Source organism: Pseudomonas sp. PME37.24/025, assembly GCF_055556615.1.
The window spans coordinates 75690-90126 of record NZ_JBVHNK010000002.1 but is presented as its reverse complement, the minus strand read 5'-3'; the positions used below and the strand labels follow the sequence as shown (position 1 = coordinate 90126).

Sequence of the window (14437 nt, the reverse complement as noted above, 5' to 3'; positions counted from 1 at the left end):
ACACAAAATCTGTGTCCACACCAAACCCTGTGGGAGCGGGCTTGCCCGCGATGACGGCCGAGAGATCGCCGCAAAGGTCAGAGAATCACCCCTGCCACTTCCCTCCCTCGACAATCACGCTCTCAGGCTTGGTGTCATCGCTCAATTCTTTACGCACATACTGGTCGTACAGCTTGAGCAAAAACTTCTCCTCGCCCAACTTCGCCAACTCCCCATTCACCCAATCACGCAGTTCGGTATTGCCCTTCTTCACCGCCGGCGCGATCGGTGCTTCGGCCCCCAGTTTTTCCTCGAGCACGCGGTAGCCCGGGTTCTGCTTGGCCCAGCTGAACAGCACCAGATTGTCCTGCGCATAAGCGTCGCCGCGACCATTGGCCAGGGCTTGCAGGGACTCGGAGTTTTTCTCGAACTTCAGCAGTTTCCAGTCCGGATGATTCTTGGTCAGCCAGATATCCGCCGTGGTGCCCGTGGTCACGATAGTGGTGCGGGTCGCCAGGTCATCAAGGTTCTTCACCGAACTCGTCTGCGGCACCAGTGCCTGCACCGCAACCTTGAGATTCGGGTTGGTGAAATCCACCGCGTCCTTGCGCTCCGGGGTGACGGTCATGTTGGCCAGGATCAGGTCGACCTTGTCGCTTTGCAGAAACGGAATCCGGCTCGCCGGCTCCACCGCAACGAACTCGACCTTGTTCTCATCGCCCAACAGATCCTTGGCGAATTGGCGACCGATGTCAGTATCGAACCCCACGTAGCGCCCGGCTTCATCGACAAAACCGAACGGCGGTTTATCGGTGAAGACGCCGACGATCAGCTTGTCCCGGGCTTTGATTTTTTCCAGGTAACCGGCCGGTGCGGTGCTGACACTTGCGACTTTCGGCTTCGTCGGTTCTTCGGTTTTGTTGCAACCGGCGAGCAGCGCCAGGCCGAACAGCGGGAGTAGCAGCAGAGAAGACTTGGCAGTTTTCATGGCAGTTCCAATTCCTTTATTTGAGTCGTTTTGGGTAGTGCGGCGACGTAGGAGAACTTCTCCAGGAACTGCTGCGCTCGTGCGGTTTGCGGGTTCGTAAAGAAAAACTCGGGTGGGTTTTGCTCAAGGATGCGCCCGGCATCCATGAACACAATTCGGTCAGCCACGGCGCGAGCGAAGGCCATTTCGTGGGTGACGATCAGCAGCGTCATGCCTTCGCGGGCCAGGCCCTGAATCACTTCGAGCACCTCCTTGACCATCTCCGGATCGAGGGCGGCGGTGACTTCGTCGAAAAGCATGACCTTGGGGTTCATGCACAGCGAACGGACAATGGCGATGCGTTGCTGTTGACCGCCGGAGAGCTGACGCGGGAAGGCATCGCGCTTGTCCAGCAGACCGACACGCTCAAGCAGCGCTTCAGCCTGTGCGCGGGCTTCACGGCGCTCGCGCTTCTGCACCTTGAGCGGGCCAAGCAACAGGTTATCGAGCACGCTCATGTGCGGGAACAAGTGATAGCTCTGGAACACCATGCCGATCTGCTGACGCACTTCACGCCAGTCGGTGTCCTTGCCCAGCAACTCGCGCCCGGCAAAACTCAAGCTGCCGCTGTGAGCCACTTCCAGGCCGTTGAGGCAACGCAGCAAGGTGCTTTTGCCACAGCCGCTGGGGCCGAGAATGACGATCACTTCGCCCGGTTTCACCTTCAGATCAATGCCGTCGAGCACCTGCTGCTCGCCGAAAAACTTGTTGAAACCCTTGAACTCGATCAATGCGCTCATGCTTGCGTCCAGCGCCGCTCCAGCACACGCGAGGCGGCCGACAGCGGGTAGCAGATGAAAAAGAAAAACAGAAACAGCGCGCCGTAGATCAGCACTGATTCGTAGGTGCGTTCGATGATCTGCTGGCCGACTTTGATCACGTCCACCACGCCGATCAGCACCGCCAGGGAGCTGGTCTTGATGATCCGCGTGTAAACGTTGATGGTCGGCGGAGTCATGCGTTTCAAGGCTTGAGGCAGCAGCACGTAGCCGTAGAGTTGCGGGCCATCCAGGCCAATCGACAGCCCGGCCTCACGCTGTCCGCGCGGCAATGAATGCAAGGCGCCGCGCACCACTTCACCGACTTCGCTGGCCCCCCACAGCGACAACACCAGCACCGCGCACCAGAAGCTTGGAATGCTCAGCCCGAAAAAAATCGGCAGGCCGAAGAACAGCAAATACAGCCAGACCAGCACCGGGATTGCCCGGAACAGTTCCAGATAGACCCGCAGAATCGCGTTCAGCCATTTCGAATTCAGCGTGCGCAACACGCCGTAGAGCACGCCGCCCACTGTGCTGATGCCGATGCTCAGAAAAGAGATCGACAGGGTTTGCGCAGCGCCCTTGCCCAATTGCGGCAACGACACCATGAGCAACTCAAGACCCGAACTGGCCATGCTGGAGCCTCCTTTCCAGACGGCTGAGCAATAGCGACAGCGGTAGAAACAGCAGCACGCAAATCAGCGTCAGCACGGCGAGCATTTCGTAGGTTTTGTAGTAGAGCGCGATGTAGCTCTTGGTGGTGTAGAGAATCTCCGGCACCGCCACCGCCGAGACCACGGTGGTCTCCTTGAGCAGGAAAATGAAATTGGCGAACAGTGACGGCAGGCTGAGGATGCCGGCTTGCGGCAGGATCACGTAGCGCAGCAATTGCCCGTGGGACAGGCCGATGGAGCGGCCGGACTCAAGCTGCGCCTGAGGCACCGCATCCACGCCGGCGCGCAGGACTTCGGTGAGGTAGGCGCCGCCAAGGAAAGTCATGGTGATGATCGCCGCCGCGAAGCCCGAGACTTTGATGCCCAAGGCCGGCAAGGCGAAGTAAACGAAGAACAGCTGGATCAACAGGGGCGTGTTGCGCGCCAACTCCACGTACAACCCGACCAGGCGTTGAAGGTAAGGGGTGCGAAACACCAGAATCGTCGCGTTGATCACCGCCACCAGCAACGAAGTGCCGATGGCGATAAAGCCGACCTGCAGCGTCACGCCCACGGCTTTGAGAAACGCCGGCAGGGTGCTGAGGATAAAAGCGTAATCGAAAGTCATTGAACATCCCTGGACGCCGCTCGGTAAGCGACGATGGCGCAGTCCATGGGCAGTGGATAACCACCCGGCAGGCACTGACTTTAAAGGTATAAAAAGAAGAATTTAAATACCGTTAAAGCATATTGATATCACGCAAAAAACTATTCTGCGGATTTGCGGCGGCAGTGGAGTACGACTATTTTTCTTTGTGCTGTAGGAAGGATCTTTTTTTCAAAATACCCTCCACGGACGTGCAGCTTTTGGCCAGACTCCCCCGGGCCGAACCATCACAAGGAAGAGAAAAATGGCTGACGTAAACGCGCCGCAGCGGCTGGATCCGCAGGACATCGTGAAATTGCTGGTAGCGTTGCGCAAGGCGCTGAAGGCCAGAGTGGCCTGAACGATCTTGAGGTGAGCAGGTTCCCTGTGGCTGGGGACTTGTTGTGGCGAGGGGGCTTGCCCCCGTTGGGCTGCGCAGCGGCCCTATAACCTGTACCCCGATTCCCTCTGACACACCTCATGGACTGATCGGCGACTGCTGCGCAGCCGAACGGGGGCAAGCCCCCTCGCCACAAAAGCTCCCTCGCCACAGGTGAAACACACCCCAATAAAAACGCCGACGCTGTATTAGCCGTCGGCGTTGAAACCTTGAAGGGGTTCGAGACTGCGGTAAATCAGAACGCCGGCAGTACCGCGCCGCTGTACTTCTTGGCGATGAATGCTTTCACTTCAGGACTGGTCAAAGCCTTGGCCAGTTTCTGGATGGCAACGCTGTCCTTGTTGTCTGGACGAGCCACCAGGAAGTTCACGTAAGGCGAATCGGCGCCTTCGATCACCAGCGCGTCTTTAGCCGGGTTCAGACCCGCGTCCAGCGCGTAGTTGGTGTTGATCATGTCCAGGTCGACCTGGTCCAGAACACGCGGCAGCATGGCCGATTCCAGTTCCTTGAACTTGAAATTGTGCGGGTTCTTGGCGATGTCTTTCGGGGTAGCCACAGCGTTTTTCGGGTCTTTCAACTCGATCAGGCCGGCCTTCTGCAACAGGATCAGGGCACGGCCGCTGTTGCTGCCTTCGTTCGGGATAGCGATGGTTGCGCCGTCTTTCAGCTCAGCCAGGCTTTTGACTTTCTTCGAGTAGCCGCCGAACGGTTCGACGTGCACGCCGACCACAGTCACCAAGTGAGTGCCTTTGCCTTCGTTGAAGTTTTTCAGGTACGGCAGGGTCTGGAAGTAGTTGGCGTCCAGATGCTTCTGGTCGACCTGCACATTCGGCTGAACGTAGTCGGTGAATACTTTGATCTCCAGGTCCACGCCTTCTTTGGCAAGGGTCGGTTTGATCAGTTCAAGAATCTCGGCATGTGGAACCGGCGTCGCCGCAACCACCAGTTTTTCGCCAGCCTGGGCCAGACCCGTGGTCAGGGCAGCCGCCAATGCGGTGAACAACAGAACCTTTTTCATGCAGTGTCCTTATCGAAAAATCGCGGTCGTGATCGACGACGGCTTGTTTATTACGAGTGGTTTTTGTAAGTGCTACTGAAGTGCTATCGCTGGCGTGACGCGGACAATACCGGGATTTTTTATTCCCGAATAATATCTTTTATTCACTTTCATATTCCATTTTGTTCATACACCGCCCGCCCGATGTAGGAGCTGCCGAAGGCTGCGATCTTTTGATCTTGATCTTCGGTGAGTCCAACATTGCCAAGATCAAAAGATCGCAGGCTGCGCCAGCTCCTACAAAAGCGCGGCGTCTTTGAGCAGTTTTTTCAAGGCATCTTTTTCGGCGGCGGAACCATTGCCGAGAATCTGTTTGAGTTGCTGCTCGATCGTCACCAGCGACACAGTCGCCTCCGGCAGATTCAAATGCTCCGGCAAAATCTCGTCGCCGGTACTCACCAGCAGCGCAAAGTGAATGACGTTCTCCAGTTCCCGGGTGTTGCCCGGCCAACTGTGCTGCTCCAGCAGATGCTGCGCGGCGTCGCTGATCAATGGCACCGGCAGGTCGAGGCGTTGGCTGTAGATGCCGAGGAAGTATTCGGCCAGCGACAGAATATCGCCTACCCGTTCACGCAAGGCCGGCAGTTCGAGTTGGCCTTCGCTGAGGTAGTGATAGAGCCGCTCATGGAATTTCCCGGCAGCCACCGCCTGGGCCAGATCAATGCTGGTGGCGGCCACCAGCCGTACATCCACCGGGCTTGGCTGCTGAGCGCCAACGCGGGTGACTTCGTGGTTTTCCAGGGCTGCGAGCAACTTGATCTGGATTGGCAACGGCAAGTCGCCGATCTCGTCCAGATAGAGCGTGCCGCCATTGGCCGAACCAAACCAGCCAGCGCGACTGCTGGCCGAACCGCTGTAACTGCCTGCGGCATAGCCGAACAGCTCAGCATCGGCGTAGGTCGGGCTGATCGCCCCGCAGTTGACTGACACGAACAATCCACCACGGTCACTGGCGCGATGGATGTGTCGCGCCAGCAGTTCTTTACCGCTGCCGGTTTCACCGCGGATCAATACCGAAATCGAACGTGGCGCCAGTTGTTCCAGCTCCTGGCGCAACTGCCGGGAACGCGGATCGACGAACACCAACGCCTTGGCGCGGATGCTCAGCGGGCTTTTTTCCGCATCGGGAAAGGTCAGCAGCGGCTGACCGAATGTTTCATGCAAGCTCATGGCAGACTCCCGCCCAAAACCGCCGGGGAGACGGGGGCGTTCAATAAAATAAAGGTTCAAGCTCGACGCAGGGCGTGCTGTTCCATGCGGTTTTGCAGACGATAGAGGTACGCAAAGCCCTGCTCCCAGCGCTGGTGACCGGACTTCACATTGATGTGCCCGGCACCCGATAAAATCCCCGCCTCGGCGCCCCACTGACGCGCCAGTTCAAGCGCTCGTGGCGCGCTCACGGCGCTGTCGTTGTCGGAGCTGACGACCTGGCTCGGGAACGGCAGCAAATGGGTCGGGATCGGTGCGAAGTTGCGCAGGGCCGGCGCACAAGCCGGGCGCTCAACGTCCGCTGGCGCGACCAGCAACGCACCGCGCACCTGACGCAAAAATGGCAGCGGTGCCGTGGCCGCCCAATGGGCGACGGTGATGCAGCCCAGGCTGTGGGCGATCAGAATCACTGGCGTGCTGTCGGCGGCAATTGCCTCGGCCAGTGCCGCGACCCAGTCCTCACGACGAGGCGTCAGCCAGTCGGCCTGCTCCACCCGCGCACTGTTGGGCAGGCTGTTCTGCCAATGGGTTTGCCAATGATCTTCTGGCGATCCTTGCCAGCCCGGCACAATCAGGTAGCGAATTGATTCGTTGCGCATGGGGAGCTCTCCTGCTGCGTGTCTGTTCCCGATCGAGTATAGGGAGGAGAGTTATATTCGTTAAGGAATAAGAAGCTATTTATTAAGACCTATATCGAATATAAAACAAATCCCTGTGGGAGCGGGCTTGCCCGCGATAGCGGTGGATCAATCACCACGATGTTGGAGCTAATGACGCTATCGCGGGCAAGCCCGCTCCCACAGGGTTTGGTGTTTGTCCGGAATAAAAAAGGGGCCGCACCCTGCCAAGGAGACGGCCCCGGAAACTCAGAATCTGTTAGCGCGAACCACATCGCTGAGATGTGATGATTGGCTGAAACGGTTATCTAATAAAGGAATATTTAATTACTTTATTAGGTCAAAATCGCATATACCAATCATTGCGATGCACTCAAGCCACCGCTGCTTGCGTCACAACGTAACGTTCCTTTGGGTCAAATTTATGACCAGCGTCTGAGTTTCCGAGCACCTCTCTCAAACCCGAGCGGAACGCACCTCCTGCGCCCCTACGGATTCCTTGCGCACAAACCGGTTCGCCCGCCCGAACGTCCCGAAATCATTGAACCGCCCCCCCATCTCGCGCATTACCTTATGCGCCACCGGGACGGTCATCTGACGGATGTAAAACGGCTCTTTCACCACAAAGTGGTGGACCCCGTGGCTGCTGCCAAAGTTGAAGCAGAATGCTTGCAACGGCCACATCCACCAAGGGTTCAACACCTGAGTTTGCTGGATCACATTACCCGGCTCCACATCACCGTAGTAGTGCATGTTCGAGCTGACAAAGTGCAGGCAGAACGTACGCAACACGTTCGGGCCGATGATCACCACGGCCGCGATATCGATCACTTGCATCACCGCCGATGTAATCGCCGACCATTCGATAGGCGCCCCCAACAGATGCGCAATGCCATTGGCGGCGTGAAAACCGAGAAACACGTACCACGCTCCCCAATGCACCAGTGCCAGTGGCGCGTAGACTTTCAGAGAACGCTTGATGATGCTGAACTTGTGCGCCCGGGTCTTGGCCCGCAGCATGCGGATGAACGCCGACATCACGTTGTCGCCGACCATCAACAGCCGCGCGATGCCCCAGGGTTCACCGTTGGTGATCGCCCGCTCTTCCATGTCGGCTTCGGTGCCGGACACCTTGTGGTGGTTGAGGTGCAAATGGCGGCGGATCCAGGGGTTGATGGTGCTCGGTCGCGCCAGCCACACCAGTCCCATCATCAGGTTGTGCGGCACCCGCTGTTTGCGAAAGTACATGCTGTGGATCAGGTCGTGCTCCAGCTCATGGGTCAGCGAGGCGAAAAACGCGTTGAGCAACAGGCATACCCACCAGGCCATGTATCCGGTGATGTACAGCGCTGCCGAACCGACCATTCCGGCCAACGCGAAGGCCAGAATGCCCGCGCCCAAGGCGTCCTGATGGTTGAGAATCGGGTAGCGCTGACGCAGTTCGACGCCCTTGGCCAATACCGCCTCGCGAATATGCGCTGATCGCTGTGCTGCATTCAGTCGCTGGGGACTTGCAGAAGTACCGTCCATGCTTCCATCCTCTGGTTATTGATGTTCGCATCCTGCCCTGTGATGCTTTACAGAGCGGTAGCCGTGAACGCCAACCCGTTGACCGGACGCGCCAATCAACATGACTGAACCGACCTCCCTCGCCAGCTGGACCCGCGCCCTGCGCAAGCAGCTCGATGCGCTGGGGCTCGACAGCACCGCCCTGTGCCGACAGGCGGGGCTCGACCCGCAGTTGATGGACGACCCGAACGCCCGTTACCCGTTGTCCGCTACCACGCGCCTGTGGCAAATCGCGGTGCAGGTCAGCGGCGATCCGGCGATTGGTTTGCGGGTGTCGCGTTTCGTCAGCCCCACCACGTTTCATGCGCTGGGTTATGCGTTGGTGGCCAGCGGCAGCCTGCGGGAAGTCTTCGAGCGCATCGTGCGTTATCACCAAGTGGTCAGCAACGCACTGGATCTTGAGTTGATCCGCACCGAGGATCGCTACCGCTTCCGCCTGAAAATCCCCCAAGGCAATCCCGCGCCAGCCTTCGAGGCCATCGATGCCTTCGCGGCGATTTATGTGCGCACCTGTCGCAATCGTCTTGGCCGTGACTACGCCCCGCTGGCGGTCTACCTGCGCCGTCCGGAACCTGCCGACCCGCATCAATGGCACAAAGTGTTCCGCGCACCGGTGTATTTCAATGCCGATGAAGACCGACTGGAGTTCGCCCTGCTGGACTTCGAGAGTCACCTGGACGACGCCAACCCGGAACTGGCCGAGCACAACGAAACCGTGCTCAATCGCACCCTGGCGCAACTCAAACCCCTGACCTGGGAGCGCAAGGTTCGCGACGCCATTGAAGAGCAATTACCCGAAGGCGAACCATCGGCCGAGTGCATCGCCCATGCCCTGCACTTGAGTCTGCGCAGCCTGCAACGGCACTTGGCGGACGAAGGTTGTCGATTCGATACGCTGCTCAACGAAAGCCGGGAAAACCTGGCGCTGCTGCACCTGCGCGACCCGCTGTGCTCGTTGGGTGAGATCAGTTATCTGCTGGGTTTCGCCGACACCAGCAGCTTCAGCCGCGCGTTCAAGCGCTGGACCGGAATGACGCCGGGGCAGTTTCGGGATGGGTTGCGGTGACAGATCCGGAAGGTGTTTTGTATGTTCCGGCCTCTTCGCGGGCAAGCCTCGCTCCTACAGATGATCGCGTATTCCTGTAGGAGCGAGGCTTGCCCGCGAAGGCGTCCATCGCAACGCCGCAAATCTTTTAACCTTTAACCAGACTGCGCGCTCGGCCTGATTTCCACTGATCCATCATCGCGCCGCCAACCTCGGCAAAACCGCTATTGGCGCTGATATAGTGAGCCATCTCCCCCATCGCCACATCCATCCCGTGACCAACCTGTTGCAGCAGCTCATTGCAGCGCCCTTCTGTCAGGTTGCAGGCCGATCGACCAAAACGCATCAACATTTTGTACTTGGGCCATGCCTTCGATCCGCCCAACAGCAATGCCATGCTGTCGGCCTTGATGTAGACCGAAGTCGTGACGATGTCATAGGCCGGCGCCAGACTGATTTGCGCGTCAGCACCGCAATGTTCGTACAGCACGCCGAAATTCTTCAGGTGAGCATCGCCATTCTTCAAACCGGATGAAAGAGCAACGATTTTGAAAAAAGACTCAAGAGCCTGGTGGAGCAATGGCGGGGAGACAAATTCCTTGATTTGCCTGGCAGCACCTTCGTATGAACCATCGTATTTGGCCCTCGAAGGCCAGGCATTAAGTACGCAGAAATCCTCAAATCCCGAATAGCCTTTGTCATTCAGATCAAAGCGCTCAACGACCAGAAATTTCCCCCGGTCACTGAGTTCGAGCTTCGGCACCTCAAGCCCCGAATGCAGTGCAGCTCGCATGCAGAAGTACTCGTTGGCGGCCAGCTCCGGGTATTCCTCTGCACGAAAGGACTTGACCAGATGCGTTGCCCCTCGATGGGTCAGGCGGTCAATGGTTGTCGCACTGTCGCGCACAAGCACCTTTGGCTGTACCCCCGAAACGCCTGAATACTGACCATAAGTGTGCAACAGGTCATCGAACAGCCCCTGAGCACCGTCATGAACCAGAAGATCCGCAAGGCTGGTTTCAGGGGGCCGCTCATTAGCACTCAGGGCATTTGCGATTCCCACGCGTCCAAGCTGATGCGGACCGACGATCGCCAGCATTGCGAAGTCGTCGAATCCCCGCACCGCTTTGCTGAAGCGACGAACCAATTCATCGCGCAGAGAACCTTCTGGCAGATTCATTTCAAAAACCGGCGGTACACCCCGCTCCCACGTGTAGCTCTCAAGGCGAGCGGGCATGGTCAGCGAGACGGCATTTTCTTCCAGTGCGTCTTGCGCATAGGTAAACACTGAATCGGTAGGAGACTGTCCGCGCCCCAAGGCTCCCACTGTGGTGCCGGAAACACTGATGCGCAGCCTATCCAGATCGCTCTGTTCAGCCATGGAAGTTGACCTTTTTCAGGGTGTCCAGCGTCGGGCGCTTCGACTGCCGAGGCACGGCTGTGAGTTCGTATCCAAAGCCGTTCAGGATCGCTTCAACCTTGCGGATACCGATCTCGGAAACAGTATTGTTCTCGATGCCAGAAATCGTGGCACGGCTCATTCCGTACTGCTTTGCCAGATCCTGTTGAGACATCTTTCGCTCTTTGCGCAGTAACCTGATCAGCTCGCCAAGGTTTTCCATTCGAGACACTCGCATCATATACAGTGCAAATTTACATAAATAAATTCTTATGCATCGTATTTAATGCACAGATAAGCCAAAGTCTAGCTAATTTTCTTGGCAAAACTCGCTTTCAACGCCCGCGATCACGCCGCAACAGCTTGCGCACCCGCTTCACCAGCTCACTGACCGCAAACGGCTTGAGCAGGTAATCATCCTCATGCAATTCCAGCCCGCGCAGGCGATCTTCGATGCCGTCCTTGGTGGTGAGGAGCAGCACCGGCGTGTCGCCGAGCTTGCGGATCTGCTGCAGCAACTGCCAGCCGTTGAGCCCCGGTAGCATCACGTCGAGGATGATCAGTTCGTATTCGCCAGACTCGATAAAGCGCCGGCCGTCCATGCCATTGAGCGCCACATCCACCGTGTAACTCGCCTCGCTCAGGCCTTTGGCCAGGAGACTGGCGGTCTCGGGTTCGTCTTCCACTAGCAATACACGCATGGCACACCTCGATTATCGTCGTCACAGGCTAGGCGCGTTCGCGGATAAAGCCCACCAATACCGTGGGGTTTGAAAGATCGCAGCCTTCGGCAGCTTCTACAGAGGGCTGCGATGTTTTTTTATATCACCGACAACGCTCGCAACCGCTCGGCATCCAGAATCTCGATTTCGCCATAACTCAAACCAAGAATCCCTTGCCCCTGCAAATCCTTGAGAATCTGATTAGTGGTCTGACGCGACAGCGACAACATCGATGCCAATTGCTCCTGAGGCAGTTGCAGAACACGGCGCGGTGGATCGATTTCGCCGTAACCCTCGGCGATCATCAGCAAGCGATGGGCCAGGCGCGCCGAGGCTGGCATCAGGCTCAACTGTTCGAGGTTGATGAAGGTCAGGCGCAGTTTGTGACTCATCAGCAACGCCAGTTGCCGCCAGTACTCCGGTTGTTGGTCGAGCAACTTCAGCAGCGTCGCCTGCGGGATGTGCAACAGGATGCACTGGCCAACCGCGTAGGCATCGTGGGTTCGCGGCTGGCCATCGAACAGGCAGATTTCGCCGAACCAGTGCGGCGCTTCCACCAAACTCAGTAGCGCCTCCTTGCCCTGCTCGCTCACCGCGCCGATGCGCACCGAACCTTCGAGCACTGCATACAGCCCGCACGGCGGATCACCGCGTTTGAATAGCAGTTGCCCCGACGGCAGGCGCCGAATTCGGGCCGCAGCCAGCAGACTATCCTGTAAGGGAACAGGTAAATGACTGAACCACTGCCCCGTATCCAGGCGCGAACGCCAAACCTGCATGTCCATGAAAACTCCTGGAGATTGTCGCCTGGCTGACAGAGCGAGAGATGAAGCCCGGGGCATCATCCATCACCCTACAGGAGGAATAACAATGAAAAGCCTCGTTGACCATCTCAGTCAATACGCCGCCTACCACCGTGACCCGCGCAATATTGCCAGCCACTTTATCGGTATCCCGCTGATTGTAGTGGCGGTCGCGGTGTTGCTGTCTCGGCCGCAATGGGGCGCAGGCTGGGTTTCGCCGGCGGTGCTGGTCGCGATGGCATCGGCGTGGTTTTACCTGCGCCTGGAGGTGCGTCTTGGGGTGTTGATGACCGTGTTGCTCGGTCTGTGCATTTGGGCGGGTCAGGTTCTCGCGCAGCAAAGTACGCTGGTCTGGCTGGCCAGCGGCATCGGGATGTTTGTGCTGGGGTGGGCGATTCAGTTTGTCGGCCATCATTACGAGGGACGCAAACCGGCGTTTGTCGATGACGTGACGGGGTTGATTGTCGGGCCGTTGTTTGTGGTGGTTGAGTTGGCGTTTTTGCTCGGGATGCGGCATGAGCTGAAAGAGCAGATCGAGGCGCGGGTGGGGGGTGTGCGTTTGCGTCAGAAAAACGCAGCGGTGTAGGACGCCATCGCGGGCAAGCCCGCTCCCACAGTGATCTGTGTCGTTCACAAATCCCCTGTGGGAGCGGGCTTGCCCGCGATGCTTTTGCTTTAGATGTTGGCGACTTTCTGCCAGACCTTCGGTTTGAAGAACAACGTCTCACCCTTCGCCAAGCCAACCAGGCTGTCGTGATCCTTCACCACTTCCGCTTCGATCAGCTCGCTCTGGCCTTCGACCTTCAACGTCACCCGTGTCGTCGCGCCCAACGGACGAATATCCCGCACTTCAGCCGCGTGGTGATCTTCCAGTTCATGCCGCGACAGCGACACTTCGTGTGGACGGAACAGCACGTGCCGGTCTTCACCCAAATGCAGACGGTTCGAATCGCCGAGGAAGTGATAGACGAAATCGCTGGCGGGGTTTTCGTAGACGTCACCCGGTGAGCCGATCTGTTCAATCACACCCTTGTTCATCACCACGATCCGGTCGGCGACTTCCATCGCCTCTTCCTGGTCGTGGGTCACGAATACCGAGGTCAGGTTGATGTCTTCGTGCAGCCGCGCGAGCCAACGGCGCAGCTCTTTACGGACCTTGGCGTCGAGGGCGCCGAAGGGTTCGTCGAGCAGCAAAACTTTCGGCTCCACCGCCAAGGCCCGGGCCAACGCGATGCGCTGACGCTGGCCGCCGGAGAGTTGTTCCGGATAGCGATCGGCCAACCAATCCAGCTGCACCATGTTCAGCAGTTCGTGGACTTTCACCGCGATCTGGCTTTCGTTCGGGCGCTGGTTTTTCGGCTTCATGCGCAGGCCGAATGCGACGTTGTCGAACACCGTCATGTGCCGGAACAAAGCGTAGTGCTGGAACACGAAACCGACGTTACGATCACGCACGTCGTGGCCGGAAACGTCTTCACCATGGAACACGATGTTGCCCTGATCCGGGGTTTCCAGGCCGGCGATGATTCGCAGCAACGTGGTCTTGCCGCAGCCGGACGGCCCCAGCAGCGCCACCAGCTCGCCGCTTTGAATGTCCAGGCTGATGTTGTCCAGCGCCTTGAACGCGTGGAAGTTCTTGCTGACGTTACGCACTTCGATCGACATGACTTATTCCTCCGCGGCGCTGGCGCGCAGGCGGTTAATACGGTTTTCGCTCCACTGCTTGAGCAGCAGGATGAAGAGCGCCAGGATCAGCAACAGGCTCGCCACGGCGAACGCGGCCACGTGGTTGTATTCGTTGTAGAGGATCTCGACGTGCAGCGGCAGGGTGTTGGTCACCCCGCGAATGTGCCCGGAAACCACCGACACCGCACCGAACTCGCCCATGGCCCGGGCCGTACACAGCACCACGCCATAGATCAGGCCCCATTTGATATTGGGAACGGTGACGTGCCAGAACATCTGCCAGCCATTGGCGCCGAGCAGGCGCGCGGCCTCTTCTTCCTGAGTACCTTGTTCCTGCATCAGCGGGATCAACTCACGGGCCACGAACGGCACGGTGACGAAAATCGTCGCCAACACGATGCCCGGCAAGGCGAAGACGATCTGGATGTCGTGGTCCTGCAACCACGGTCCGAACAGCCCCTGGGCGCCGAACATCAACACGTAGACCAGACCTGCGATCACCGGCGACACCGAGAACGGCAGGTCGATCAGGGTCACCAGCATGCTCTTGCCGCGGAACGAGTATTTACTCACGCACCACGCCGCGCTGACACCGAACACCAGATTCAGCGGCACCGAAATCAGTACCGCGATCACGGTGAGCTTCAGCGCGGACAAGGCGTCTGGCTCGAAAATCGCGGTGAAGAACGCACCCAGTCCCAGCTTCAGGCCTTGGGACACCACGATGAACAACGGCAATAACAAAAACAGCGCGAAGACCAGCCAGCCGAGGCCGATCAAGACTCGCCGCGACGTGGCACTGCCACGGCGGGCGGCGTTCGAGGAGGCTGCTGCAATAGACGATTGGGACATGTTCGCGCCTCC

At 58.3% G+C, this 14437-nt stretch carries 16 protein-coding genes; 2 read left to right on the top strand and 14 right to left on the bottom strand.

The features are described 5' to 3' along the window. Positions 1–85: 85 nt before the first annotated feature. From ACZ3HH_RS03600 to ACZ3HH_RS03565, 8 genes are all read right to left on the bottom strand, one after another. A complete protein-coding gene (locus ACZ3HH_RS03600; RefSeq protein ID WP_465802791.1) occupies positions 86–967 on the bottom strand; it encodes a transporter substrate-binding domain-containing protein in 882 nt (293 codons plus the stop codon). After that, the gene (locus ACZ3HH_RS03595) at positions 964–1746 is read right to left on the bottom strand and encodes an amino acid ABC transporter ATP-binding protein (RefSeq protein ID WP_465802790.1); all 783 of its coding nucleotides are present in this window, start codon (positions 1744–1746) and stop codon (positions 964–966) included. Before ACZ3HH_RS03595 ends, ACZ3HH_RS03600 begins: the two co-directional genes overlap by 4 nt. Beyond that, complete coding sequence (locus ACZ3HH_RS03590; RefSeq protein ID WP_465802789.1) at positions 1743–2402, bottom strand: amino acid ABC transporter permease; 660 nt, start codon at positions 2400–2402, stop codon at positions 1743–1745. Before ACZ3HH_RS03590 ends, ACZ3HH_RS03595 begins: the two co-directional genes overlap by 4 nt. Beyond that, positions 2383–3048: an amino acid ABC transporter permease gene (locus ACZ3HH_RS03585; RefSeq protein WP_465802788.1), complete on the bottom strand. Its 666-nt coding sequence runs from the start codon at positions 3046–3048 to the stop codon at positions 2383–2385. Before ACZ3HH_RS03585 ends, ACZ3HH_RS03590 begins: the two co-directional genes overlap by 20 nt. Positions 3049–3701: 653 nt before the next feature. Further along, positions 3702–4484 carry a MetQ/NlpA family ABC transporter substrate-binding protein gene (locus tag ACZ3HH_RS03580; RefSeq protein WP_465802787.1) on the bottom strand — a complete coding sequence of 261 codons (783 nt, stop codon included), beginning with the start codon at positions 4482–4484 and terminating at the stop codon, positions 3702–3704. A 276-nt stretch (positions 4485–4760) separates the two neighbouring features. Then, complete coding sequence (locus ACZ3HH_RS03575; RefSeq protein WP_465802786.1) at positions 4761–5693, bottom strand: sigma 54-interacting transcriptional regulator; 933 nt, start codon at positions 5691–5693, stop codon at positions 4761–4763. Positions 5694–5749: 56 nt separating this feature from the next. Beyond that, positions 5750–6331: an alpha/beta hydrolase gene (locus tag ACZ3HH_RS03570; protein WP_030131588.1), complete on the bottom strand. Its 582-nt coding sequence runs from the start codon at positions 6329–6331 to the stop codon at positions 5750–5752. A 474-nt stretch (positions 6332–6805) separates the two neighbouring features. After that, on the bottom strand, positions 6806–7879 hold the full coding sequence (locus ACZ3HH_RS03565; RefSeq protein ID WP_465802785.1) for a fatty acid desaturase: 1074 nt from the start codon (positions 7877–7879) through the stop codon (positions 6806–6808). Positions 7880–7979: 100 nt separating this feature from the next. On the opposite strand from ACZ3HH_RS03565, the gene ACZ3HH_RS03560 reads away from it, so the two are divergent. Beyond that, positions 7980–8984, top strand: a complete 1005-nt coding sequence (locus ACZ3HH_RS03560; RefSeq protein ID WP_465802784.1) for an AraC family transcriptional regulator — start codon at positions 7980–7982, stop codon at positions 8982–8984. 127 nt (positions 8985–9111) lie between these two features. Here ACZ3HH_RS03560 and ACZ3HH_RS03555 read toward each other — a convergent pair whose 3' ends face one another. The 4 genes from ACZ3HH_RS03555 to ACZ3HH_RS03540 all read right to left on the bottom strand — a co-directional run bounded on the left by ACZ3HH_RS03555 (position 9112) and on the right by ACZ3HH_RS03540 (position 11869). After that, entirely contained in the window at positions 9112–10344 is a 1233-nt protein-coding gene (locus ACZ3HH_RS03555) for a type II toxin-antitoxin system HipA family toxin (RefSeq protein WP_465802783.1), read from the bottom strand. After that, on the bottom strand, positions 10337–10585 hold the full coding sequence (locus tag ACZ3HH_RS03550) for a helix-turn-helix domain-containing protein (protein WP_465802782.1): 249 nt from the start codon (positions 10583–10585) through the stop codon (positions 10337–10339). Before ACZ3HH_RS03550 ends, ACZ3HH_RS03555 begins: the two co-directional genes overlap by 8 nt. 112 nt (positions 10586–10697) lie before the next feature. Continuing rightward, a complete protein-coding gene (locus ACZ3HH_RS03545) occupies positions 10698–11063 on the bottom strand; it encodes a response regulator (RefSeq protein WP_218396824.1) in 366 nt (121 codons plus the stop codon). Between the two features lie 119 nt (positions 11064–11182). Beyond that, the gene (locus ACZ3HH_RS03540) at positions 11183–11869 is read right to left on the bottom strand and encodes a Crp/Fnr family transcriptional regulator (protein ID WP_465802781.1); all 687 of its coding nucleotides are present in this window, start codon (positions 11867–11869) and stop codon (positions 11183–11185) included. Positions 11870–11954: 85 nt separating this feature from the next. Here ACZ3HH_RS03540 and ACZ3HH_RS03535 point away from each other — a divergent pair, with 85 nt between their 5' ends. Continuing rightward, complete coding sequence (locus ACZ3HH_RS03535; protein ID WP_465802780.1) at positions 11955–12473, top strand: Mpo1 family 2-hydroxy fatty acid dioxygenase; 519 nt, start codon at positions 11955–11957, stop codon at positions 12471–12473. An 89-nt stretch (positions 12474–12562) separates the two neighbouring features. On the opposite strand, the gene ACZ3HH_RS03530 is transcribed toward ACZ3HH_RS03535, so the two are convergent. Both ACZ3HH_RS03530 and cysW read right to left on the bottom strand, forming a co-directional pair. After that, on the bottom strand, positions 12563–13552 hold the full coding sequence (locus tag ACZ3HH_RS03530; protein ID WP_007899637.1) for a sulfate/molybdate ABC transporter ATP-binding protein: 990 nt from the start codon (positions 13550–13552) through the stop codon (positions 12563–12565). A 3-nt stretch (positions 13553–13555) separates the two neighbouring features. Continuing rightward, a complete protein-coding gene (gene cysW, locus ACZ3HH_RS03525) occupies positions 13556–14425 on the bottom strand; it encodes a sulfate ABC transporter permease subunit CysW (RefSeq protein ID WP_465802779.1) in 870 nt (289 codons plus the stop codon). Between the last annotated feature and the right edge of the window lie 12 nt (positions 14426–14437).

Coding starts and splice junctions, on each gene's coding strand:
- ACZ3HH_RS03575 (WP_465802786.1), bottom strand. CDS start 5,693: ATGAGCTTGCATGAAACATTCGGTCAGCCGCTGCTGACCTTTCCCGAT.
- ACZ3HH_RS03540 (WP_465802781.1), bottom strand. CDS start 11,869: ATGGACATGCAGGTTTGGCGTTCGCGCCTGGATACGGGGCAGTGGTTC.
- ACZ3HH_RS03565 (WP_465802785.1), bottom strand. CDS start 7,879: ATGGACGGTACTTCTGCAAGTCCCCAGCGACTGAATGCAGCACAGCGA.
- ACZ3HH_RS03570 (WP_030131588.1), bottom strand. CDS start 6,331: ATGCGCAACGAATCAATTCGCTACCTGATTGTGCCGGGCTGGCAAGGA.
- ACZ3HH_RS03585 (WP_465802788.1), bottom strand. CDS start 3,048: ATGACTTTCGATTACGCTTTTATCCTCAGCACCCTGCCGGCGTTTCTC.
- ACZ3HH_RS03550 (WP_465802782.1), bottom strand. CDS start 10,585: ATGGAAAACCTTGGCGAGCTGATCAGGTTACTGCGCAAAGAGCGAAAG.
- ACZ3HH_RS03555 (WP_465802783.1), bottom strand. CDS start 10,344: ATGGCTGAACAGAGCGATCTGGATAGGCTGCGCATCAGTGTTTCCGGC.
- ACZ3HH_RS03545 (WP_218396824.1), bottom strand. CDS start 11,063: ATGCGTGTATTGCTAGTGGAAGACGAACCCGAGACCGCCAGTCTCCTG.
- ACZ3HH_RS03595 (WP_465802790.1), bottom strand. CDS start 1,746: ATGAGCGCATTGATCGAGTTCAAGGGTTTCAACAAGTTTTTCGGCGAG.
- ACZ3HH_RS03535 (WP_465802780.1), top strand. CDS start 11,955: ATGAAAAGCCTCGTTGACCATCTCAGTCAATACGCCGCCTACCACCGT.
- ACZ3HH_RS03600 (WP_465802791.1), bottom strand. CDS start 967: ATGAAAACTGCCAAGTCTTCTCTGCTGCTACTCCCGCTGTTCGGCCTG.
- ACZ3HH_RS03580 (WP_465802787.1), bottom strand. CDS start 4,484: ATGAAAAAGGTTCTGTTGTTCACCGCATTGGCGGCTGCCCTGACCACG.
- ACZ3HH_RS03530 (WP_007899637.1), bottom strand. CDS start 13,552: ATGTCGATCGAAGTGCGTAACGTCAGCAAGAACTTCCACGCGTTCAAG.
- ACZ3HH_RS03560 (WP_465802784.1), top strand. CDS start 7,980: ATGACTGAACCGACCTCCCTCGCCAGCTGGACCCGCGCCCTGCGCAAG.
- cysW (WP_465802779.1), bottom strand. CDS start 14,425: ATGTCCCAATCGTCTATTGCAGCAGCCTCCTCGAACGCCGCCCGCCGT.
- ACZ3HH_RS03590 (WP_465802789.1), bottom strand. CDS start 2,402: ATGGCCAGTTCGGGTCTTGAGTTGCTCATGGTGTCGTTGCCGCAATTG.